Below are 22,113 nucleotides of genomic sequence, written 5' to 3' on the forward strand. Positions count from 1 at the left end.
TCACTCCAGCCCGAGCCGTCCGACCGTGGTCTGCCCCACGTGCAGGGTCTCCCCGCAGTGCCGCGTGTCCCATCCCGCGGACTCGCGGTCCACCCTGGCCAGCTCCGTCCTCGCGAACTCACGTGCCCGTTCGAGAGCGTGAGGGTCTGTGACGGCGTCCTTGCGAACCCAGTCACCGTTGGGTGGATCGTCACTCGCGTAGAGGTAGAGCACGTCGTAGTCGCGAGTCAGCCGGGGATCGGAAGGGATACCGTTGCCCGCGCTCCACGGTCCGCGCGAGTGGATGAACGTCGGCTTGACCTCTTCGAAGACGTAGTCGCGCAACCCCGCCTTGTCCCGGTCGCGGATGTAGGCGGCGATCCTCGGTTCGGCGAGTCCTGCCATGTCCACCAGCCGCAGCCTGCTCGTCATCGCCGAACCACCGAGGTCGGGCAGCAACACCGACCCGTCCTCGACCCCGAGCAGGTCCGCGTAGGCGTTGAATCCCCTGCCGAGCCGGTCGGCGACATAGCAGGCAGGCACGTCCACGTTGTCGCCGAACGCCAACGCGTTCTCCACGTATGAGGCGAGTGAGCCGCCGAGCAGGACGGCCAGCGCCGCCGACACCGCCACACGCGGACGCCGTGTCCGGCAGCGCCGCAGCAGCTCCGCACCGGCGAGCGTCCCCAGCAGCGCGGCCACCACCCACAGTGGTGTCGCGAATCGATGTTGCTGCATCCAGTCGCGTTCGAGTACCGAGTACGCGGTCACACCGAGCGCGGCGAGGGTCAGCAGCACCACCACCGCAGGCCACCATTTCGGCCGTCGCACCCACAGCATGGCCAGCACGGCAACGACGGCGAGTACGGCAGGCGCACCCGCGTAGGCAACAAGATCCCCCGAAGCCACGACGTCGAGCAGGTCGGGCAGGCTCTGCCTCTTGGCGACCGAGGTGTTGGGCAGCCAGCGGCCGAACACGGCCAGCCGCCACGCCACGCAGGCTCCGACGGGAACCGCGAACACCAGCACCGACATCGCGACCCTCCGACCCACCTCCGGCCAGCGACCCTTCACCAGCAGCACGGCGACGATCGGGTAGGCCACCACGTAGATCATGCCGTCGGGGCGGGTCAGTCCGGCGAGCGCGGCGAGCGCCCCTGCGACAACGGCCACCTTCCCCGACAGCAGGCGGCCGTCGAGCGCCGCGCTCACCAGCACGAACGCGAGCCCGGCCACCAACAGCGCGTAGAGGGAGTTCTCCAGTCCGGAGAAACACCAGATGACGAACGAGGGCACGGACGCCAAGAACGCCCCGGCCACCGCCGTCCCCATCCACGCCCTGCGCAACAGCCTGCGAAAGATCAGATGGCACAACACGAGGATGCCCGCGCAGCACACCAACGCGAGCGCTTTCGGGAACAGCACGTAGTCGGGAACGCCCGCGATGGTCCCCCTGTCGAAGAGGCCGACAAGCCTGCCGAGTGCGAGCAGCACCAGCCACGTCGGGTTGGAGAACCCCTCCACCGGCGTGGCGCCGGGCTGCAACACGGGGCCGTGCCCCTCGGAGACACTGCGCGCGTACGCGAAGGTGATGGCCGCGTCGTCGATGAGCCAGTTGCCGTACAGGGTCGCGTGCCCTGCGATGGCCGCGGTACCGCCTGCCACCGACAGCACATCCGGCCACCGCCACCGTCGGCGCTCGGGACGTCCGGCACCGGAATCCGGCGTCGGCCGCCGTGGCGGTGCCTGCTCTACTACCAGCGACATCGGCTGCTCCCTGTGGCTGTCGATCTTGACCGACAGCCACGCTAGGAACGTCTCGCGGCGGGACCGTGACAGCACCGCGACAGTCCCGCACGCGAATGCACGTCTTCGTCACGACATCGCGGCCGGGTATGCCTGGGCGCAGCGGCGAGCGGCTGGGAGGACCGGATGAAGGTGCACGACGGGATCGACGCACGGTTGCGGGAGTCCCTGCTCGCCCAGCCGGTGTTCTTCGTCGGCACAGCCCCGACGGCACTCGACGGGCACGTCAACGTGTCACCGACTCGCGGGCAGCTTCACCGTCCTCGATGACCACCGGGTCGCCTACCTCGACTACACCGTCAGCGGCGCAAGAACCCCTACAGCATCGACGGGCTACCCGCGCTGGCCGGCGAAGATGACCGCCCCTCGGATGTCACGGGACTCCCTGCCTGACCTGCACGTAGTTCAGCCGGTGTTCCAGCACGGCACCGTCGGGAAGGTCCGCCACCAGGTCGAGCAACGAATCGGCCAGTCCTTCCACGTCGGCGATGTCGTAGCCCTGCTCCTCCACACTGGACCGCAGCACCATGATGTAGTCGGATCGGCTGATGCCGTGCAGAGTGCGCACCATCGCGGTGGTGGTAGCACGATGGGACGACAACCCGGCGAAACCACGACCGCATCCGCAACCACCGTCGGGATCATCCCGATCCTTCGAGCACGTCGGCGCGATCCACACCAGCTCCCCTTCGACACACCAGTGGTAGTCGCTCTCGCGGAAACCCTGCGTCGCCGCGGTGGCCACCAGTGCCTTCACCATCACTGCCTCCCCATCCGTGCTGCCGTGCGCCGTGGTGACAACTGACTATCAGCGGGGGCGGACAGAAACGGGCTGCCCGCGCGCGTGTCAGCTGCGGAATAATGAATTCATCCGGTCGGGTCGTGGCCAATACACTCGCGCCATCATGGACGAACTCGACCTGTTGCGCCGATCCGGCGGCCCCGTCACCCGCAGCCGGTTACGCGCCGACCTCGAATCCCTCGGCCTGCGAAGCGGGGACACCGTCTTCTTCCACACCCGGCTGTCGGCCATCGGCTACGTGGCGGGTGGACCGGCCACACTCATCACGGCCCTGCTCGACGTGGTCGGTCCACGTGGGACGTTGATGGTGACCTGCGGCTGGAACGACGCGCCGCCGTACGACTTCACCACGTGGCCGAAGGAATGGCAGGACCAGATCCGCGCCGAGCATCCCGCCTATCACCCCGGCCTCAGCGAGGCCGACCACAATAACGGCAGGCTCCCCGAGGCGCTGCGACGCTGGCCGGGGGCTGTCCGCAGCAGACACCCCGACGCGAGCTTCGCCGCCCTTGGTGCTCTCGCCGGGGAGTTGATGGCCGACCACCCGTGGGACGATCCGCACGGTGAAGGCAGCCCGCTCGCGAGACTCGTCGAGGCGGGTGGCCGGGTGCTCATGCTGGGCGCACCGCTGGACACCATGACGTTGCTGCACCACGCGGAGGCCCTCGCCGACGCTCCCGGCAAGATCTTCGTCGAGTACGAGATGCCGATCACCGTGGGGGGAGAGCGGGTGTGGCGGCACTTCCACGACATCGACTCGGAGGAGGGCGCGTTCGACTACTCCTCCGTGGTGGCCGAGGACGAGGACCCGTTCGGCGTGATCGCCGACGACATGGTGGAGGCCGGACTCGGCCGGAGCGGCGACGTGGGAGCCGCGCCGAGTCACCTGTTCGAGGCCGCCGAGGCCCTCGACTTCGGTGTCAGGTGGATCGAACGGAAACTGGGCGACGATCACGGCACGGAGGGCGGCCGGAGCCGCCGGTGACCTCGCGGACGTGCGACCCCTGCCCGCCACGGCCTCGCGGCCGGTTTCGGTCGTGGGGCCGTCGCCCCTCGCGGAGTCCAACGGGCACAATGCGGAGTCGTGGCTGACAGGATGTCCCTTCACGACAAGATCGCCGACGAGCTCGGCGTCCGCCCCGAGCAGGTTCACGCCACCGTGGCGCTGCTCGACGACGGCTCGACGGTGCCGTTCATCGCGCGTTACCGCAAGGAGGTGACCGGCGGCCTCGACGACACCCAGTTGCGGACACTCGAAGAACGCCTGCGATACCTGCGCGAACTCGAAGAACGGCGCACGGTGATCCTCGAATCCATCCGCTCCCAGGGCAAGCTCACCGACGAGCTCGAAGCCCGGATCATGGCAGCCGAGGAGAAGGCGCGCCTCGAAGACATCTATCTGCCCTACAAGCCGAAACGGCGGACGAAGGCCCAGATCGCGAGGGAGGCCGGCCTCGAACCGCTGGCGGACGGCCTGCTGACCGATCCGTCCCAGGACCCCACGGCGGCAGCCGAGGCGTTCGTGAACCCCGACGCGGGGATCGCCGACGCCGCCGCGGCGCTGGCGGGCGCGCGCGCCATCCTCGTCGAACGGTTCGCCGAGGACGCCGACCTCATCGGCGAGCTGCGCGAGACCATGTGGTCGAAGGGCTGGCTCACGTCGAAGGTCCGTGAGGGCAAGGAGAGTGACGGCGCCAAGTTCGCCGACTACTTCGACTTCGCCGAGCCGCTCGCGAAGCTGCCGTCACACCGCATCCTCGCGCTGTTCCGGGGCGAGAAGGAAGAGGTCCTCGACCTTTCGACCGAACCCGTCGAACCCGGCGGGGACGCGGGCCACTACGAGACCCGCATCGCCGAACGGCACGGCATCTCGGACACGGGCCGTCCCGCCGACCGCTGGCTGCGTGACACTGTCCGCTGGGCGTGGCGCACCAAGATCCTGCTGCACCTCGGCATCGACCTGCGCATGCGGCTTCGGCAGGCGGCCGAGGACGAGGCGGTGCGGGTGTTCGCGGCCAACCTGCGCGACCTGTTGCTGGCCGCGCCAGCCGGAACCCGCCCGACGATGGGACTCGACCCCGGCTACCGCACCGGGGTGAAGGTGGCGGTCGTGGACGGCACCGGCAAGGTCGTCGCCACGGACACCATCTACCCGCACAAGCCGCAGTCGCGCTGGGACGAGGCACTGGCCACGCTGGAACGCCTCGTCCGGGCACACGGCGTCGAACTGATCGCCATCGGCAACGGCACCGCGTCGCGCGAGACCGACAAACTCGCGGGCGACCTCCTCAAGCGGCACCCCGGTCTCGGCGCCACCAAGGTCGTGGTGTCGGAGGCGGGAGCCTCCGTGTACTCGGCGTCCGCCTACGCCGCGCAGGAGCTGCCCGGACTGGATGTGTCGCTGCGCGGCGCCGTGTCCATCGCGCGCAGGCTCCAGGACCCGCTCGCGGAACTCGTGAAGATCGACCCCAAGTCGATCGGCGTCGGGCAGTACCAGCACGACATCGCGGAGACGAAGCTCTCGCGGTCCCTCGACGCCGTGGTGGAGGACTGTGTGAACGCGGTGGGCGTCGATCTCAACACCGCGTCCGCTCCCCTGCTCGCCCGCGTGTCCGGCATCGGAACGGGGCTCGCCGAGAACATCGTCGCCCACCGCGACGCCAACGGTCCCTTCCGCAGCAGGACGGCGCTCAAGGACGTGGCGAGGCTCGGCCCGAAGGCGTTCGAGCAGTGTGCCGGCTTCCTCCGCATTCCCGACTCCGACGACCCGCTCGACACCTCGGCCGTGCACCCCGAGTCGTATCCCGTCGTGCGCCGCATCCTCGATCACACCCGTGTGGGCATCCGGGAGCTCATCGGCAACGCCCGCACCCTGCGTTCGCTCAAGCCCGAGACGTTCGCCGACGAGAAGTTCGGACTGCCGACGGTCACCGACATCCTTGCCGAGCTGGAGAAACCCGGCCGCGACCCCAGGCCGGAGTTCAAGACGGCGACGTTCGCCGAGGGCGTTGACACGATGGCCGACCTCAAGCCCGGCATGCGGCTGGAAGGTGTGGTCACCAACGTGGCCGCGTTCGGCGCGTTCGTTGACATCGGCGTTCACCAGGACGGGCTCGTCCACGTGTCGGCCATGTCGCACCGATACGTCTCCGACCCTCGCGAGGTCGTCAAGCCCGGCGACGTGGTGACGGTCAAGGTCCTGGACGTCGATGTGCCGCGCAAGCGCATCTCCCTCACCTTGCGGCTCGACGACGACGTCCAGCCGCCGAAGGAGGGAGACCGCTCCGACCGCCGTGGGGAAGCACGGCAGGGGCAGGGTCGCAAGGGCCAGGGACAGCAAGGTCAGCAGGGGCAGGGCAAGCAGGGTCAGGCACGGCAGGGACGCAAGCGCGACGACCGGCAACCCGCGGGCGGCGCGATGGCCGACGCGCTGCGCAAAGCCGGTTTCCGGGTCTGAGCCGGGCGCGTGGCGAGCCGGGCGGCCTGCCCCGACAATGGGGCAATGACATCGACCCCAGGTTTGAGCCCGGCCACCCGCGCCCGTCTGGAACGCGAGCTCGAATCGCTGCGCCGGCAACGCGAATCCCTGGCGCCGAGGCTCGGTGAGGACCCGCTCGGTGACAGCGCCGACCAGGCCGACCTGCTGGAACGCGCGGAGGTGGTGTCACGGCTCGACCGGCGGATCACCGAGGTCATCGACCTGTTGCACGGTGGGCCCTCCGCTGAGCAGGAGGCAGGGCTGCCGTCCGGCACCCGGGTCACGTTGCGTTTCGACGACGGCAGCACCGAGGACATGACGGTGGTCGGTGTGGCCGACGAGGCCGAGGACGACGACACGTCGTCGCTGACAGCCGACAGCCCGCTGGGTCACGCGCTGGTGGGCCGCTCCGAGGGGGACACGGTCACGTACCGGACCCCTCGGGGCGAGGCCACAGCCCAGATCGTGAAACTCACCCCACCCGAGTAACCGCACTCTGCCCGGCTGGCGTGTCCGCACTTCTCGCACGCGTGTCCGCACTTCCCGCACAGGTGTTGGCACCGCACGACGCAAACACCCGTACGTAAACTGCGGACACGAACCGAAACGTCTCGTGTCCGCACCTCCCGCACGGGTGGATCAGACACAGTCGCGCGGGATCACTCGGTCCCAGTTGCGCGATGAGACGCGCTTCGTTCCCTCGTAGGCGTCGAGCCGGGCGTGCAGGCGGAACTCGGTGCGCGAGCAGGTGAGCTCCTGCCGCGTCACCGTGGTCGCCTCCCAATCGCCTCTGGCGAAGCCCATGGCCCACTCCGTCACTCCGCCGACCGTCTCGACATCGTCGGCCACCCAGCTGTACCGTTCGCGCGCGCACCGGGTGACTTCCAGATCGTGGTCCTCGAACACGAGGGTCCCCGAGTCCTTCACGATGTCGAGCGCCGACTCGTAGCGCACGAGGTCGCGGGACACCGTCCACGAGTGCCCGCCGGGACGAACCTGCCGCGTCACGATCGGAGTCGCCCCCTCCGGCTCACCGAATTCGAGTACCGGTTCCTCCCCCGCGACCTCGCGCACAGGCAACACGAGTTCACTCGACGACGTCCACACCGACAGCCGTACCGGTTCGGGAGGAGGCCAGGCCAGCGGCCAGTACGACGACGACACCGAAAGGCGGATGCGGTGTCCCGCAGGGAAGCGCTGCGCGAGCACGTTGCAGTCCACCGTCACGCGGTACCGCTCGCCCGGCTCCACCGGCTCCGGTCGTTCGTGCCCGTCACGGTGAGTGAGATTCAACAGGCCGTACGTCACCCGTGTGGCCCTGCCGTCGGGCAGCACGTCGGACAGTCGCACCGCCACCATGGCCACCGGCCGGTCGGCGGCGATGTCTAGCGTCACGCGGGGCGCGCCGAGGACCTCGACGTCCTCGGCCAGCGGCTCCGTCTCGAACACGAGTGAGCCGCCGTCCTCCTCCCGCTGGTCGTACGGCAGGTCGGGGGGCGCGTTGTACGAGGCCCACTTCCCCGCGAACTGGCCGACCGACAACGGTGACTGCACCGTCAGCTCCTCGCGCGCGACATGCTCGCCCGGTTCGGCCAGCCGGTGCCGGGCCAAGGGGAAGGCGGCCGGCCGCACGTTCGGCGACGGCCATTCCGGTTCACCCACCCAACGCCCCGGCCGCTGGTGGTAAGAGGTCGAGGGCGGAACGCTGTCCTGCATCCACGTCACCAGCATGGGCCCGTCGAGCACACCGTTGTCCTCGCCCTTCAACCAGTGGTCCCACCACCGCACGAGCTCTTGCAGGTAGCCGATCGCGGGGCCGGGCTCGCCGAGGTGCGGGTATTTGTGTGACCACGGTCCGATCAACCCCTTGCGCGGCACGTCCACGTTCGCCAGCAGCCGCGCGACAGCGTTCGAGTAGCCGTCCGCCCAGCCGCTCGTCGCGAGTACCGGGCATCTCACGTCCGCGTAGGTCTCGTTGACCGACGCGTGCGTCCAGTAGCTGTCGCGCCGCTGGTGCCGCAGCCACCTGTCCACCCACGGGCCGGAGGCCTCCAGCCGATCGCGCCACATGTCGCGCCACCGCTCACCGACCAGCTCGGGGTCGGGAGGCAACGTGCTGTAGGCGAACATGGTTCCCGACTCGGCGAGGTTGTCGGAGAGCAGGCAGCCGCCCATGTAATGGAAGTCGTCGGCGTAGCGGTCGTCGGTGAACGACGAGATGGCGATGGCTCGGAGGTTCGGTGGTTGCCTCGCAGCCACCTGTAACGCGGCGAACCCGCCCCACGAAATGCCGAACATGCCCAGCTCGCCCGTGCACCACGGCTGGCGGGCCAGCCACGCGAGCACATCCTCGGCGTCCCGCTGCTCCTGTTCGAGGTACTCATCGATAAGCACCCCCTCCGACTCCCCTGTGCCCCGCATGTCCACGCGCACACAGGCGTAGCCGTGCCCCGCGAGATACGGGTGGTGGATCGAATCGCGAATGGCCGTGAGGTCGCGCTTGCGGTACGGGATGTACTCCAGCAGACCGGGCACGGGTTCGCGGTCGGATGTCACGGGCCGCCAGATCTTCGCGGCGAGCCTCGTCCCGTCCGAGACGGTGATCCAGACATGTTCGTCGGCGGTGATGTCGCAGGGCAACGAGCTGACCTCGCGAAGCACGCCCTCGGCCTCCTTGTCTCCCTCAGGTGTCTCGGGTCTCCCTCAGTCCTCGTCGAACCCGAACGGCAATGCCTCGACACACCGCTCGTACTTGCGCACGAGGTCGGTCTCGCTGCGAGCACCGATGAAGATGTGCGCGAGTTCGTAGCTGTAGCTGTCCTGGCCCGGCAGGTCCGAAAGGCGCTGACCGGCCTTGGGCACCACGTCCACCTCGATGCCGCCGAGTTCGTCGCGGAGGCGATCGATGTCCTCGGTGCCGGGGACGGACGTCACCACGGCGTCCGAAAACCGCCGGTAGTACCACTTCGCGGCGATGGCGTACGGTCCTTCGCCGCTGGGAAGCATGGGGTCGCGGCCGAGGCCGAGCTGCACCATGGCGTGGTGATTCGCGATCCCGTCAACACACTCGAACAGTTCGGCGTGCGACTGCGAGTGTCTCGGGTTGATCTCCAGTAGCGCCACGTCGTCGCACAAAGGGTCGCAGAAGAACTCGATGCTGAACGTCGAGTTGTCCAAACCGATCCGTTGGATCACGCGCTTGGAGATGTCCCGGAGCCTGCGCTGTGACTTCTCAGGCAGCTGCGAGGGGTACTGGTGTCGCAGGAACGACGACCGCCCCGGGTAGTCGATGGAGTCCAGCACCCCGTACACCACAACTTCTCCGTTGTGGACGTAGCCCTCCGTGGCGCACTGCACCCCGGAGAGAGCTTCCTCTGCGAGACAGGCCTGCCCGCCGACGTCTCGGATCTCCTGCGGTAGGTCCAACCGTCCGAGGACGCTGTCGAAGGCCTTGCCGATACGGCTGATCCCGGCGCGGATCTCCGCGACGGCGGTGTCGAACTCGGCGTCGTCACGAGCGAGAAACGCGAGCTCGGACGAGTAGGACTTCACCGGTTTCAACCACATCGGGAAGCGCACGCCCTCCGGCGGCACAGGACGGCTCGCGTTCAGGTCAACGATGCCGAAGTGCGGGTACTCGTCGATCGCCTTCCGCTGTTCGAGGCGGGACCAGTATTTGTGCTCGCACTTCACGACCGATTCGAGTGTCGGCCCAGGCAGTCCGTACCGCTCGCACAGCACGGCGCGCAGTGCGGAGGACGGGAAGTCCCAATACGACACGATCGCGTCGATCGAACCATCGAACGAGTCCAGTTCGGACACTGCTGTGGCGAGAAGTGCGTCCACGTCGATCTCGCCGACCTGCGTGTCCTGCACGGTGAGCAACTGGTGGACCCTGTAGTCGTCGCCTGCGACGGTGTTCAGCGTTCGGGTGTTCTCGTCGTCAAGAGCGAGCACAAAGATGTTCTTCACGCTGTCGGGGGTTTCCTGGCCCCTTCCGGAGTAAACGCTCGCGCGTGTCCGCAGCGTGTGCACGGGTGTTCGCAACTTGTGCGCAGGTGTTGGCAGGCGATGCGCGCGTGTTGGCACGCCATGACCGTGTCCGCATCTTGTGCACGGGTGTTGGCAGCCCACGGTGCGAACACCCGTACAGGAAGTGCGGACACGATGCCGGTCTTATGTCGCTCGGTCAGGCCGTTCTTACGTCGGCTTCACGCCGGTCTATACCCCGACGGTGCCGTCCACTCCCTCGCGGAGGAGGTCGGCGTGCCCGTTGTGGCGGGCGTACTCGTGGATGAGGTGAAGCATCACGAGCCGCAGCGACACGTGCTCTCCCGAGCGCGGTTCGTATCCGGTGACGTCGAGAGATGCCGCCTGCCGCTCGATCCGGCGGGAGTGTTCGACCTCCGCTTCCCACGCCGCGAACGCCTCCGCACGCGTGGCCGTGCTCGCGTCGTACGCCACCTGGTAGTCGCCGTCGGCGGACCACACCAGCGGCACGTCCTCGGCGTTGATCACACGCCGGAACCAGGCGCGTTCCACTTCGGCCAGATGGCGCACGAGCCCCAGTAGCGACAGGGTGGAGGACGGTACGGAACGGCGGCGCAGGTCGTCGTCGGACAGCCCCTCACATTTCAACGCGAGAGTGGCGCGGTGATAGTCGAGGAACGCGCGCAACGTCTCGCGCTCGCTACCGCGGAGTGGCGGGGTAGGCCGGGGATCGGGCTGATTGGGCATGCGGGTAGTCAACCACGTCGATCGCACGGCTGACCGGGCCTCCGGGGGCGTACGGGCAAAAGTCTCCGAGAAAGCCGTGCCCGGCCTGCCGACACCAGTGCGCCGCCTACCGACACCCGCGCACAACTGCCGACGCCCGTGTTCAGACTGCCGACACCGGCGCGCAGACTGCCCACCTTCGTACAGAGACCGCTGACACTGGTACGTAAGAGAAACTGACACCCGCCGGTGCTCAGCCTGCCGGGATGTGTACACACATTGCCAAACCTGTGCCCACACTGCAGAAACCCGTGCCCGGAGTGCCTACACCTGCACACAGACTGCCAACACCCGCGCACAGACTGCGGACACGGTTACTTCTTGCCCGCGGCCTCCCGGAAGGCTCCGCGTGGTTCCTCGCGGGAGCCGAAGTTCACGACGTCATGGCCGAACGGCATGCCGACGACCCAGTCGCCGAGCACGCGCACCGTGCGGTTCCACGTCGGGATCTGGGTGGCGTAGTACGCCCTCCGCAACGTCCACGCCAGTGAGCCGTTCACCTTGTGGCCGAGCACCTGGCCCACGGCCTTGTTCTTGCCCAGCGTGACGAACTCGCCCCTGCTGTTGTAGCGGAACGGCTTCACGGCCTGTCCCCGCAGAGTGAGCAGCAGGTTCTCCCCGAGTTGCTGCGCCTGCCTGACCGCGTGCTGCGCGGTGGGCGGGCAGGTTCCGCCCTTCTCAGGGTCGGGCACGGCGGCGCAGTCACCTGCCGACCAGATGTTGGCGTGGCCGTTGACCCGCATGGTGTCGTCCACGACGAGCCTGCCGCGCTCGTCAACGGGGAGCCCGAGTTCGCCGACGATCGTCTGCGGCCGGGTTCCCGCGACCCACACCAGCGTGTCGGACGACAGCTTCGTTCCGTCCGACAGTCGCAAGACCCTGTTCTCCGCCGATTCCAGCAGCGTGCCAGTGCGGATGTCGATGCCCCGCGCGGTGAGCTCGGTCGTGGCGAGTTCCGCGAGGTCGGCATCGACGGTGCCGAGGATGCGGTCCATCGCCTCCACGAGGATCCAGCGCATTTCCGACCGATCGACCTCCGGGTACCCCTCGAGGACGTCGATGGCCATGTCCTGCAACTCCGCGATGGCCTCGACCCCGGTGTATCCGCCACCGACGAACACGAACGTCAGCGCGCAGCGGCGCAGCTCCTCGTCGGTGGTCGCGGCGGCGATCTCCAGTTGCCTCAGAACGTGGTCGCGCAGGTGCGCGGCCTCCGCGAGGGAGTTGAAGCCGATGCCGTTGTCGGCGAGGCCGGGAATGGGCAGCAACTTCGACGTCGCGCCCAGGGCCAGCACCAGTTCGTCGTACGGCAGCGAGAGAGCGGGCCCTGCCATGGGCTGCACCGTGGCGGTCGCGCGGTCGGTGTCCAGATCGGTCAGCGCCCCGGAGATGAACCGGGCCCTCCGCAACACCGCACGCAGCGGCACGACGGCGTGCCTCGGTTCGAGCGTGCCCGACGCCACCTCGGGCAGCAGCGGCCGGTACACCATGTAGTTCTCCGGGTTGATCACCGTCACCTCGGCCTCGCCCTGCCGTAGCCCTCGCTGGAGTCGCAGCGCGGTGTAGAGGCCGACATAGCCGCCCCCGACGATCAGAATGCGTTTCGGCACACGGACCTCCTACGAGAAATGGCGCGAAGCAGTCACCGGGTCAGATAGACGATCAGGTAGGTGAGGAAGAACCCCGCGATGAGCGCCACGATCACGATGACGGCGACGAGCCAGGCGACGGACATCTTCTTGCTGTGCCGCGGTTCGCGATGGGACAGTCCGGACGTCTGCCCTGAGTCGGGTGGCGTGTCGCCGGGGCTGACCCCGCCCCCGGGTTCGAGTCCCGGGGTCTTGTCCGGGTCGGGGTCGGGGTTCGGCGCGTTCATGTGATCTCCCGGTCCCTCCTCGCGGATCGTGGTCGGACCGCCTCCGGATACCCGGACGGGCGATCGTCAACCCGGCGTTTCACACCTGAGGGCCTCGGGTAGGCGGACGGCGAAAGGAGGCGCACATGCATCGGGAGAGCGACACGCACGGTCCGCGCGAGGACGAGGCGATGAAGGCCGAGTTGCAGGGCATGCTGAAGGGCAATCGGCCGAGCCGTGCCGAGGAGTGGCGTGACCCTGAGCCGCCCGCGGACGACGACTACCCCGCTCCGCCTTTCGACCAGGAACGCGAGGACGAGTCGCCGGAAAGCTGAGTACGGACGACGGCCCGCCGTCTGCTCGACATCCGGCCCAACCTCGAATCGACACGGCCCGCCACGATGTCCCGCCACCGCGCGGGAGGCGTGGCGGGCCGTTTCGGCGGCCCTGCTACTCACGACCTCGCACGATGGTGGGCTCCAGGTCGTCGTCGTCGAACGAGGCGTTGGCAACGACTCCACTTACCGGCGTGCCGGTGCTGACGCGCTCGGCTCCTTCGCCGCCTTCGGGCTGGGTGGGGTCGATGTCGAGGTAGCGCATCGCTCGCTCCTTTCGCACTGGATGATCTTGCGGGAAATACCCGGGAAAGGAGACAGAAAACACAGTTGTCCGCCATCCCGACCCGGTGAAAATCGGTCAAGACGCGCCCGCTCCACAGCCTGCGTCCGTGTGAAAACGACGTTTCGCAATGTGACGCAGGGAATGCGGAGCGACGCGGATCGACGCAGGGTAGCGCAGCATGACTCGCGCGTCTCCTCCGAGTGCGCACAGCCGTCCGCGAGTGGCACCGAAAGCCTCCGGTTCGCCTGGTGCGGGGGCCGCTACAGTCACGCCGTGTCGCTCGCCGCCGCGCTCGCCGCGTTCCTCCGGTCCCGACCCGGGCTCACCACCACCGTCGCCGACGACGAGGCGACGCTCGCGCGTTTCTCCCGCGACTGGGGTGGGCTCGTGCATGCTCGTCCCGGCGCCGTGGTGCGACCGTGCTCGACAGCCGACGTCGCCGCCGTACTCGCCTTCGCGGCCGAGACCGGGACGCCCGTGGTGCCGCGCGGTTCAGGCCACTCGTGCTTCGGGCAGAGCCTCACCGAGGGCGGGATCGTCCTGGATCTCTCCGGCCTTGCCAGGGTGCATCCCGGTGCGGGGCGGGAGGTGGTGGCCGACGCGGGCGCGTCCTGGCGCCGCGTCACGGAGTCCGCACTCGCGCGCGGTCTCACGCCCACGGTCCTTCCCGACTACCTCGGCCTCTCCGTCGGCGGAACGCTGTCGGTCGGCGGCCTCGGCGGGGCGAGCCACCGGCACGGGGCGCAGACCGACACGGTCACCGCGCTGGAGGTGGTCACCGGCACCGGTGAGACCCTGTGGTGCTCCCCCGAGCGGAACCGTGACCTCTTCGACGCCGTGCGGGCGGGTTCGGGGCGGTGCGGAGTGATCACGCGCGCCACGATCGCCGTCGGTCCCGCCGCGCGACTCGCTCGTCGCCGCAAGCTGTACTACCGCGACCTCGCCGCGTTCCGCGCCGACCAGCGCACCGTGGTCACCGAGGAACGCTTCGACCATGTCGAGGGTCGCGTACTGCGTGACACGGGCGGCGAGTGGCTTTACCGCATGGACGCCACGTCGTACCACCTGCTTCCGGGTGACGCTAGCGATGCCGAGGCGCTCGACGGGCTGTCGTTCGACACCGCGCTCACCGAGACAGCCGAGTACTCCTACGGCGAGTTCTGTGATCGCATGGCCGACGGCGAAGCCTCGTTGCGAGAGAGTGGTGAGTGGTTCCACCCGCACCCGTGGCTCACGGTGTTCCTGCCCGACGACGCGGTCACCGGCATCGTCGGGCAGGCCCTGACCGGGCTGACGCTCGGGGAAGCGGACACCGTGCTGCTGTACCCGGTGAGCGCCGACCGGATCACCACGCCACTGTTGCGGCTGCCGAAGGCCGACCCCGCCCACACTCCGGTGTGGTTGTTCGCCCTCCTCACCGTCGCCGACCCACGAGACCCGATCGATCTGGCCGGAAGGCTGAAGCGCAACGCGAGCCTGTACGACCGTGTCGCCGAGGCGGGCGGCACCGTCTATCCCGGCAGCGCGTTGCCGAGGGGTGCGCTGAAGTGGGAGCACCACTTCGGCGACGCCTGGCCCGCGCTGACAGCAGCGCGGCGGCGCTACGACCCGGCAGGCGTGCTCGCCGCGGCCCACTCCTGATAACGCCTCGTGAACTCGGGGTCGGTGCCGAACCCGGTGAGGTCGTGGAGATCGTCGAGGGCGGGGTCCACCACGGCCGCGCCTGTCGCGAGGCAGTTGCGCAAAGCCTTGAGATCGGCCACCAGGTCGTCGGCGGTCTGGCCCTGCCCCACGGAGCGGGGAGCGTGGTGGACGATGCCGTCCACGGCCGAGGCGAGCGCTCGCGTGAGACGTGCCGCGCTGCTGACGGCCGCGCGGAGAGCGCCGACGTCGTCGCCGCGTCTGGCGAGCGCGGAGCAGGCCTGCTGGAGTCCCTCGCCCGCCCTTTCCACGGCCTGCGCCGCGTCGTCGAGCCCGGAGGCAGCCGGAGAATCGAGAACAGTCACGACAGTGTCACCCACTTCTACCGAGTGTTTCCGGTTTCCTGTCCGCTGAACGCACAAAATTTATATCGATCAATGAAGATTGGGTCAACCTGACACGCTAGGTAAACTACGTTGGATGGTCCCGAACGACGTTGCTGGGAGCGTGCCGCGATGAACTTGCGGAAGCTCGACGACGAGCACTACCCCGCCTTCAGCACAGGTCAGGCCGCCGAGCTCCTGGGGGTGGAGCAACCATTCCTGCGCAGCCTCGACAACGCAGGCGTCGTCACGCCGCAGCGGTCGAGCGGTGGCCATCGCCGCTACTCCCGTCACCAGCTCGGCCTGGCGAATCGCCTGCGGGAGTTGTTCGACGAAGGCCACAACCTCGTGTCGGCGCAGCGCATCCTGCGGCTGGAGCGCGAGCTGGACGAGGCCAGAGCCGAGATCATCCGGCTCAAGCAGCGCCTTGCGCACCTTTCCCGTACCTCCGAAGCTGAGGGCTCGCACCCGGAAGGGCCAACCGGCGACAGCACGGAGTGAACGCCGTCCGCTCGCCTGGCAGCACCCGCGACCAGGCGCGATGCTGAAGAGCATGGTGCTGGACAACCGGTCGGCGTCGTCTCCGGAGCCGGGCACGTCCCCGGCCTCTGCCCCTTCTTCCGCACCCGGCCACGCCGAACGCGTGGCGGCGTTGCGGGCACAGCTCGCCGCTCAACCGGCGGACATCCCGATCCGTCTCGCCAAGCGGACCTCGAACCTCTTCCGTTCCAGGGCGAGGCGGAGCGCACCGGGCCTCGACACGTCCGCGCTGACACACGTTCTCGACGTCGATCCCGTCGCCCGCACGGCCGACGTGGAGGGCATGGTCACCTACGAGCGGCTCGTGGACGCGACGCTGCCGCACGGTCTCATGCCGATGGTGGTGCCCCAGCTCAAGACCATCACCGTCGGCGGCGCGGTGACGGGACTCGGCATCGAGTCGTCGTCGTTCCGCAACGGCATGCCTCACGAGTCGGTGCTGGAGGCGGAGATCCTCACCGGCGACGGGGACGTGGTGCTCGCCCGCCCCGACAACGAGCACGCCGACCTGTTCTTCGGCTTCCCGAACTCGTACGGGACGCTCGGGTACGCGCTGCGGCTGCGCATCGAACTGGAGCCGGTGAAACCCTACGTGCGGCTGCGTCACGTGCGATACACCGATCCCGGCACCTACTTCACCGAGCTGGCCAGGGTGTGCGCCGAGGGCACGGCGGACTTCATCGACGGCACCGTGTTCGGCCCCGACGAGCTGTACCTGACGCTGGGCACGTTCACCGGTGAGGCACCGAGACTCAGCGACTACACGTGGCTGGACGTCTACTACACCTCCATCCGCAGGCACGACATCGACTACCTGCACACCCGGGACTACCTGTGGCGCTGGGACACCGACTGGTTCTGGTGCTCGCGCGCCCTCGGCGTGCAGCACCGGCCCGTGCGATGGCTGCTCGGTCCCCGGCTGCTGCGCTCGGACGTGTACTGGAAGGTCGTGTCGTTCGATCGCCGCTACGACGTCTCCAACCGCGTCTACCGGTTGCTCGGCAGGCCCCGGCGCGAAGCCGTCGTCCAGGACGTCGAGATCCCGGTCGGCTCCGCCGCCGAGTTCCTGGGATTCCTGCACAGCGAGGTCCCGCTCAGTCCGGTGTGGATCTGCCCGGTGCGGCAGCGGCATCCCGACCGGCAGTGGCCGCTGTACGAACTCGATCCGCACACGCTGTACGTCAACTTCGGGTTCTGGGGCACCGTGCCGGAGCGCAAGGGCCACGGCCCTTCGGCACACAACCGTTGCGTCGAGGAGAAGGTCGCCGAACTCGGCGGGCGCAAATCGCTGTATTCGGAGTCGTTCTACGACGAACGCACGTTCTGGCGGCTCTACAACGGCACCACCTACGAGCGGCTCAAGCGCCGCTACGACCCGAAGGGCCGCCTGCTGGATCTCTACGCCAAGTGCGTCGGAGCCGAGTAGCACCGCGTCACGGCGGTGCGCTGGAGGGAGTGTGAGTCGGATGGGGCACCCGGCACCAGGCACCACACGGGCACAATCGGCCGCGCCGAGGGTCGGTGATGCCGATGGCGGCCCGCGGACAGCGCGAGGCTCCGCGAAGGCGCCCTCGGCGGGCGTGTGCGCGGCCCTCGAGCGCATGCTGCGGCCCGGCGCGCCCGTGTCCATCACCGCCTACGACGGAAGTTCGGCAGGCGAGCCCGGCGCGCCGTTGCGCATCGAACTGCGTTCGCCGACCGCGCTCGCGTACCTCCTTTCGGCGCCGGGCGAACTGGGCCTCGCCCGCGCGTATGTCACCGGCCATCTCGAAGTGGCCGGCGAGCTGTACGAGGTCCTGAGGGCGCTGGAGGGAGTCGTTGACGGCCTCTCCCCCGCCGACCGGTTCTCGCTCCTGCGTGACCTCGGTCCTCGCCACCTGCGGCTGCTGCCACCGCCTCCCGAGGAGGCGCCGGGACGGCTGCGGAGGGCGCTGTCCGGCCTGCGTCACTCGAAGAGCCGCGACAGTGCGGCGATCGCGCGGCACTACGACGTGTCGAACCGGTTCTACGAACTCGTGCTGGGGCCGTCGATGGCCTACACCTGCGCGTGCTACCCGGAGCCGGGCGCCGATCTGGAGCAGGCGCAGTTCCACAAGTTCGACCTCGTGTGCCGCAAGCTCGGGCTGCGACCCGGCATGCGCCTGCTCGACGTCGGCTGTGGCTGGGGCGGCATGGTGGCGCACGCGGCGAAGCACTACGGGGTGGGTGCCGTCGGCGTGACGCTGTCCCGCGAGCAGGCCGCCTGGGCGCAGGCCGAGCTGCGCCGCCTCGGACTGAGCGATCGCGCCGAGGTGCGCCACGGCGACTATCGCGACGTCACCGAAGGCGGGTTCGACGCCGTGTCGTCCATCGGTCTCACCGAGCACATCGGCGCCCGCAACCTTGGCGGCTACTTCCGTTTTCTCGCCGCCCGGCTGCGGGAGGGAGGGCGGTTGCTCAACCACTGCATCACGCGCCCGACCACCAAGGACCCGCATCGCACCGGCCCGTTCATCGACCGCTACGTGTTTCCCGACGGCGAGTTGGAAGGTGTCGGCACCATCGTGTCGGCCATGCAGGACAACGGCTTCGAGGTCAGGCACGAGGAGAACCTGCGTGAGCACTACGTGAGCACACTCGCCGCGTGGTGTGCGAACCTCGACGCGAACTGGCACGACGCCGTGCGGGAGGCGGGCGTGCGCAGAGCGCGCGTGTGGGCGCTCTACATGGCGGCGTCCCGGCTGTCGTTCGAGCGCCGCCACATCGAACTGCACCAGGTACTCGGGGTGAAGCCCTCGGCTTCGGGTGAGGCGTTCATGCCGTTGCGCCCCGACTGGGGAGTGTGAATCTCGCCCCTTGCGCCGTGAGTCGCCGGTCGTCACAATCGTGAATCTCATTCATATCTACGACGAAGTAGGTAGGCGAGATGCGGAAGCGACTCCGGCGGCCGGGTGCCGTCGCCACCTCCACAGCCTTGGCGACCGTGGCGGTCTCGGCCATGACCGCCACGGTGTTCACCCCCTCCCCCACGGCGCACGCCGCTCCGATGAGCGACGTGATGTTCGTCGGCAACAACTGGGACGGCACGGTCGATCTCGTGGACGCGCGCACCTTCGAGAAGTACCAGCGCATCGACGTGGCAGCGGACTTCGACGAACGGGTCTTGCAGATGCGGATCGACCAGCGCATCGCCATGGCCGTGGTCCGCGATTCGGCAGGCGAGGGCCACGACCAGCTCGTGGACGACATCATGGTGTCGCCGGAGGGGCACACCATGTACGTGTCGCGGCCGAGCCTCGGCGACGTCGCCGCGTACGACATCGCCACCGGTGAGCAACTGTGGCATCGCCGCGTCCACGGCTACCGCTCCGACCACATGGCCCTCTCCCCCGACGGCAGCAGACTGCTCGTCTCGGCCACCACCGCCGACGTGCTCGACGTCGTGGACACCGCGACCGGCGAGATCGTCGCCGACGTGCCGACCGGCGACTTCCCTCACGAGAACCGCTACTCGGCCGACGGCGGCACCATCTACAACGCCTCGATCGGCAACGTGATCGCGCCCGACGCCGAGATCCTCGACGGGCTCAAGGGCGACAGGGAGCTCACGATCATCGACGCTGAGACGTACGAGGTCGAAAAGGTGATCGACTTCGGTGTCGGCATCCGGCCGTTCGTGGTGCTTCCCGACAACCGCACGATGTACGCGCAACTGTCGTTCCACAACGGACTGATCGAGTACGACCTCGAAGAGCAGCGCCGCACCCGTACCGTGCACCTCCCGCTGTCGGAGGAGGCCGAGAAACTCAAGCGCAGCGACTACCCGCTCGACTCGGCGCACCACGGGCTCGCCATGAACGACGACTACACCAAGATCTGCGACGCGGGAACCATCTCCGACTACGCGGCGATCCTGTCGGTGCCCGCGCTCACCGTTGACGCGATCGTGCCGACCGGCGACAAGCCGTACTGGGCGGCCAGCACCCCGGACGGACGGTACTGCTTTTTGTCCAACAGTGACAGTGACGACATCTCCGTCGTGTCGTACGACAACCCCCGCGAGGTCGCCCGCATCCCCGTCGGCGACCACCCGCAGCGCGTCCGCGCCTACACCGTTCCCTCGGAGGTGCTGCACCGATGACCGCCTCCCCGAAGCGCACGACCCGCCTCACCGCACTCGGAACCTCGGCGGCGCTCGCCCTCGTCACCCTCACCGGAGCGCCGGGACACGCGCAGCAGGAATCGGCCGCACCGGCAGGTGTCTCTGCCGCCACCTCGGCTCAGGGCTATCTCGTCGGGCGCGGGATCGCCGACGCCACCGGCGAGATCGCCGAGGTCGGCCTCATGGGGTACGGCCGTCTCGACCAGCAGGCCGAGGGGCTGCACAACCGGTTAAGGGCGCGGTCGTTCGTGATCGTCGATCAGGCCACCGGTGAGCGGGTGCTCCTGGTCGTCGTCGATTCGCCGATGATCTTCTCCAGCGTGCACAGGGAGGTGCTCGCGAGACTCGCCGCCGACTACGGCGACCTCTACACCGAGCAGAACGTGCTGATCACAGCGACGCACACCCACGCGGGACCCGGCGGGTACTCGCACCACCTGCTCTACAACCTCACCACGCTCGGATACCACGAGAAGACCTTCGACGCGATCGCCGACGGGATTCTGGAGTCGGTGCACAGGGCTCACGACGACCTCGCGCCCTCCACCCTGCGGCTCACCCACGACGACCTCACCGGTGCGAGTGCCAACCGGTCGAAGGCGGCGTTCGACCGCAATCCCGCCGCCGACCGCGCGTTCTTCCCCGACGGCGTCGATCCACAGACGACCCTGCTGCGCATCGAACGCGGAGCAACCCCCGTCGGGGCGATCAACTGGTTTCCGACGCACAACACGAGCATGTCCGGCGACAACCGGCTCGTCAGCGCGGACAACAAGGGCTACGCGGCCTACCACTGGGAACGCGAGGTGGCAGGCGTTGACTACCTTCACGAGCGCACGCCCGATTTCGTGGCCGCGTTCGCGCAGACGAACGCGGGCGACATGTCCCCCAACCTCGACCTCACTCCACCCTCCACGCCGCTGGACAGGAAACGCACCGTCGAGATCGGACTCCGGCAGTACGGCGCCGCGGCGGCGCAGCTCGGCGAACAGGGCGAGCGGCTTTCCGGCGGAGTGGACTCCGCCACCGTCTACATCGACCTCTCGGACGTCACGGTGCGGCCGGAGTTCACCTCGGACGGCCGAGAGCACAGCACCTGTGACGCGGCGGTCGGTGCCGCCATGGCGGCAGGCAGCACCGAGGACGGGCCTGCGTTCCCGCTGTTCGCCGAGGGCGACAACCCGTTCCTCGACATGGTGTCGGACTCGATCCTCTACGAGGTGTCGCCGGAATTGCGGCAGTGCCAGGCCCCGAAGGGCATCGCGGTGCCGATCGGCGCGATGAACGAGCTGTATCCGTGGGTCGCGGAGAAGGTTCCGGTGCAGCTGGTGCGCATCGGGTCGCTGTACCTCGTCGCGATCCCCGGCGAGGTGACGATCGCGGCGGGACTGCGGCTGCGGCGGACGGTCGCCGACGCGGTGGGCGCTGACGTCCGTGACGTGCTCGTCGCCGGGTACAGCAACAGCTACGTCCACTACATCACCACGCCGGAGGAGTACGACGCGCAGCACTACGAGGGCGGCTCGACGCTGTTCGGCCGCTGGGAGCTCGACGCCTTCCGGCAGACGGCACACGACCTCGCCGTCGGGATGCGCACGGGCGCGCCGCCTCCGGAGGGCACGACACCGCCTGAGGAGGACGGCGGGCGGCTGACGCTCCAGCCCGGAGTCGTGCTCGACACACCCGTGCTGGGCAAGCGCTTCGGTGACGTGCTCACCGAGCCCAGGTCCGCATACCTCCCCGGCGAGCGTGCGAGCGCCGTCTTCACGGGAGCCCACCCGAGCAACGACCTGCATCGCGGTGGCACGTATCTGGAGGTGCAGCGGCTGGAGGACGGCGAGTGGCGCCGTGTGGCCGACGACGGCGACTGGTCCACCGGTCTGCGCTGGAAACGCCGGGGCATCTCCGCCTCGGAGGTGACCGTGGAGTGGGACATCCCCGGGGACGCGCGGAAAGGCACCTACCGCATCCGCTACCACGGGGACGCGAAGGACCTGTCCGGCAAGGTCACGGCGTTCACGGGCACCAGCTCGGAGTTCCAGGTCGTGACATCCGGCGGATAGGAACGGTTCACTGCTCCGTTCGGATCAA

Annotated in this window: 20 protein-coding genes; 11 read left to right on the forward strand and 9 right to left on the reverse strand. The window is 68.7% G+C overall.

All coding sequences use genetic code 11. The annotated features are described in order from the left end of the window. The gene (locus tag SACXIDRAFT_RS05530) at positions 1-1,746 is read right to left on the reverse strand and encodes a hypothetical protein (RefSeq protein ID WP_085978676.1); all 1,746 of its coding nucleotides are present in this window, start codon (positions 1,744-1,746) and stop codon (positions 1-3) included. A gap of 165 nt (positions 1,747-1,911) precedes the next feature. Here SACXIDRAFT_RS05530 and SACXIDRAFT_RS22250 point away from each other — a divergent pair, with 165 nt between their 5' ends. Continuing rightward, positions 1,912-2,055 carry a hypothetical protein gene (locus SACXIDRAFT_RS22250; protein WP_006237515.1) on the forward strand — a complete coding sequence of 48 codons (144 nt, stop codon included), beginning with the start codon at positions 1,912-1,914 and terminating at the stop codon, positions 2,053-2,055. 103 nt (positions 2,056-2,158) lie between these two features. On the opposite strand, the gene SACXIDRAFT_RS05535 is transcribed toward SACXIDRAFT_RS22250, so the two are convergent. Further along, the gene (locus SACXIDRAFT_RS05535; protein ID WP_006237516.1) at positions 2,159-2,545 is read right to left on the reverse strand and encodes a DUF7715 family protein; all 387 of its coding nucleotides are present in this window, start codon (positions 2,543-2,545) and stop codon (positions 2,159-2,161) included. Positions 2,546-2,690: 145 nt separating this feature from the next. On the opposite strand from SACXIDRAFT_RS05535, the gene aac(3) reads away from it, so the two are divergent. From aac(3) to SACXIDRAFT_RS05550, 3 genes are all read left to right on the forward strand, one after another. Continuing rightward, positions 2,691-3,572, forward strand: a complete 882-nt coding sequence (aac(3), locus tag SACXIDRAFT_RS05540) for an aminoglycoside 3-N-acetyltransferase (protein ID WP_006237517.1) — start codon at positions 2,691-2,693, stop codon at positions 3,570-3,572. Between the two features lie 111 nt (positions 3,573-3,683). Then, positions 3,684-6,044, forward strand: a complete 2,361-nt coding sequence (locus SACXIDRAFT_RS05545) for a Tex family protein (protein WP_006237518.1) — start codon at positions 3,684-3,686, stop codon at positions 6,042-6,044. Positions 6,045-6,089: 45 nt separating this feature from the next. Next, positions 6,090-6,554, forward strand: coding sequence for a GreA/GreB family elongation factor (locus tag SACXIDRAFT_RS05550; RefSeq protein ID WP_040922054.1), 465 nt, complete (start codon positions 6,090-6,092; stop codon positions 6,552-6,554). Between the two features lie 150 nt (positions 6,555-6,704). Here the strand turns inward: SACXIDRAFT_RS05550 and SACXIDRAFT_RS05555 are convergent, their stop codons facing one another. The 5 genes from SACXIDRAFT_RS05555 to SACXIDRAFT_RS05575 all read right to left on the reverse strand — a co-directional run bounded on the left by SACXIDRAFT_RS05555 (position 6,705) and on the right by SACXIDRAFT_RS05575 (position 12,717). Then, positions 6,705-8,726: a CocE/NonD family hydrolase gene (locus SACXIDRAFT_RS05555; RefSeq protein ID WP_006237520.1), complete on the reverse strand. Its 2,022-nt coding sequence runs from the start codon at positions 8,724-8,726 to the stop codon at positions 6,705-6,707. A 42-nt stretch (positions 8,727-8,768) separates the two neighbouring features. Further along, entirely contained in the window at positions 8,769-10,037 is a 1,269-nt protein-coding gene (locus tag SACXIDRAFT_RS05560) for an ATP-grasp domain-containing protein (RefSeq protein ID WP_040922480.1), read from the reverse strand. A 249-nt stretch (positions 10,038-10,286) separates the two neighbouring features. Then, positions 10,287-10,802, reverse strand: coding sequence for a DinB family protein (locus SACXIDRAFT_RS05565; RefSeq protein ID WP_040922055.1), 516 nt, complete (start codon positions 10,800-10,802; stop codon positions 10,287-10,289). Between the two features lie 353 nt (positions 10,803-11,155). Next, complete coding sequence (locus tag SACXIDRAFT_RS05570) at positions 11,156-12,451, reverse strand: NAD(P)/FAD-dependent oxidoreductase (RefSeq protein WP_006237523.1); 1,296 nt, start codon at positions 12,449-12,451, stop codon at positions 11,156-11,158. Positions 12,452-12,483: 32 nt separating this feature from the next. Continuing rightward, the gene (locus SACXIDRAFT_RS05575; protein ID WP_006237524.1) at positions 12,484-12,717 is read right to left on the reverse strand and encodes a DUF6480 family protein; all 234 of its coding nucleotides are present in this window, start codon (positions 12,715-12,717) and stop codon (positions 12,484-12,486) included. Positions 12,718-12,842: 125 nt separating this feature from the next. On the opposite strand from SACXIDRAFT_RS05575, the gene SACXIDRAFT_RS05580 reads away from it, so the two are divergent. Next, a complete protein-coding gene (locus tag SACXIDRAFT_RS05580) occupies positions 12,843-13,031 on the forward strand; it encodes a hypothetical protein (protein WP_006237525.1) in 189 nt (62 codons plus the stop codon). A gap of 115 nt (positions 13,032-13,146) precedes the next feature. Here the strand turns inward: SACXIDRAFT_RS05580 and SACXIDRAFT_RS23005 are convergent, their stop codons facing one another. Beyond that, the gene (locus tag SACXIDRAFT_RS23005) at positions 13,147-13,314 is read right to left on the reverse strand and encodes a hypothetical protein (RefSeq protein WP_157599644.1); all 168 of its coding nucleotides are present in this window, start codon (positions 13,312-13,314) and stop codon (positions 13,147-13,149) included. Between the two features lie 276 nt (positions 13,315-13,590). Here SACXIDRAFT_RS23005 and SACXIDRAFT_RS05585 point away from each other — a divergent pair, with 276 nt between their 5' ends. Further along, positions 13,591-14,958, forward strand: a complete 1,368-nt coding sequence (locus SACXIDRAFT_RS05585; RefSeq protein ID WP_040922481.1) for an FAD-binding protein — start codon at positions 13,591-13,593, stop codon at positions 14,956-14,958. Here the strand turns inward: SACXIDRAFT_RS05585 and SACXIDRAFT_RS05590 are convergent. After that, entirely contained in the window at positions 14,919-15,323 is a 405-nt protein-coding gene (locus tag SACXIDRAFT_RS05590; protein ID WP_232285256.1) for a hypothetical protein, read from the reverse strand. The genes SACXIDRAFT_RS05585 and SACXIDRAFT_RS05590 overlap by 40 nt on opposite strands. A 150-nt stretch (positions 15,324-15,473) precedes the next feature. Between SACXIDRAFT_RS05590 and SACXIDRAFT_RS05595 the strand changes: the two genes are divergently transcribed. The 5 genes from SACXIDRAFT_RS05595 (at position 15,474) to SACXIDRAFT_RS05615 (ending at position 22,085) form a co-directional block, all read left to right on the forward strand. Beyond that, positions 15,474-15,842, forward strand: coding sequence for a MerR family transcriptional regulator (locus SACXIDRAFT_RS05595; RefSeq protein ID WP_006237529.1), 369 nt, complete (start codon positions 15,474-15,476; stop codon positions 15,840-15,842). A 52-nt stretch (positions 15,843-15,894) separates the two neighbouring features. Further along, positions 15,895-17,307 carry an FAD-binding oxidoreductase gene (locus SACXIDRAFT_RS05600; protein WP_040922482.1) on the forward strand — a complete coding sequence of 471 codons (1,413 nt, stop codon included), beginning with the start codon at positions 15,895-15,897 and terminating at the stop codon, positions 17,305-17,307. Positions 17,308-17,347: 40 nt separating this feature from the next. After that, positions 17,348-18,706, forward strand: coding sequence for an SAM-dependent methyltransferase (locus SACXIDRAFT_RS05605; protein WP_040922056.1), 1,359 nt, complete (start codon positions 17,348-17,350; stop codon positions 18,704-18,706). An 80-nt stretch (positions 18,707-18,786) separates the two neighbouring features. After that, positions 18,787-20,001, forward strand: a complete 1,215-nt coding sequence (locus SACXIDRAFT_RS05610; RefSeq protein WP_006237532.1) for a YncE family protein — start codon at positions 18,787-18,789, stop codon at positions 19,999-20,001. Continuing rightward, positions 19,998-22,085 carry a neutral/alkaline ceramidase gene (locus SACXIDRAFT_RS05615; protein WP_006237533.1) on the forward strand — a complete coding sequence of 696 codons (2,088 nt, stop codon included), beginning with the start codon at positions 19,998-20,000 and terminating at the stop codon, positions 22,083-22,085. Before SACXIDRAFT_RS05610 ends, SACXIDRAFT_RS05615 begins: the two co-directional genes overlap by 4 nt. Positions 22,086-22,113: the final 28 nt, after the last annotated feature.

The sequence above is a fragment of the Saccharomonospora xinjiangensis XJ-54 genome, assembly GCF_000258175.1.
GTDB classification, from domain to species: Bacteria; Actinomycetota; Actinomycetes; order Mycobacteriales; family Pseudonocardiaceae; genus Saccharomonospora; species Saccharomonospora xinjiangensis.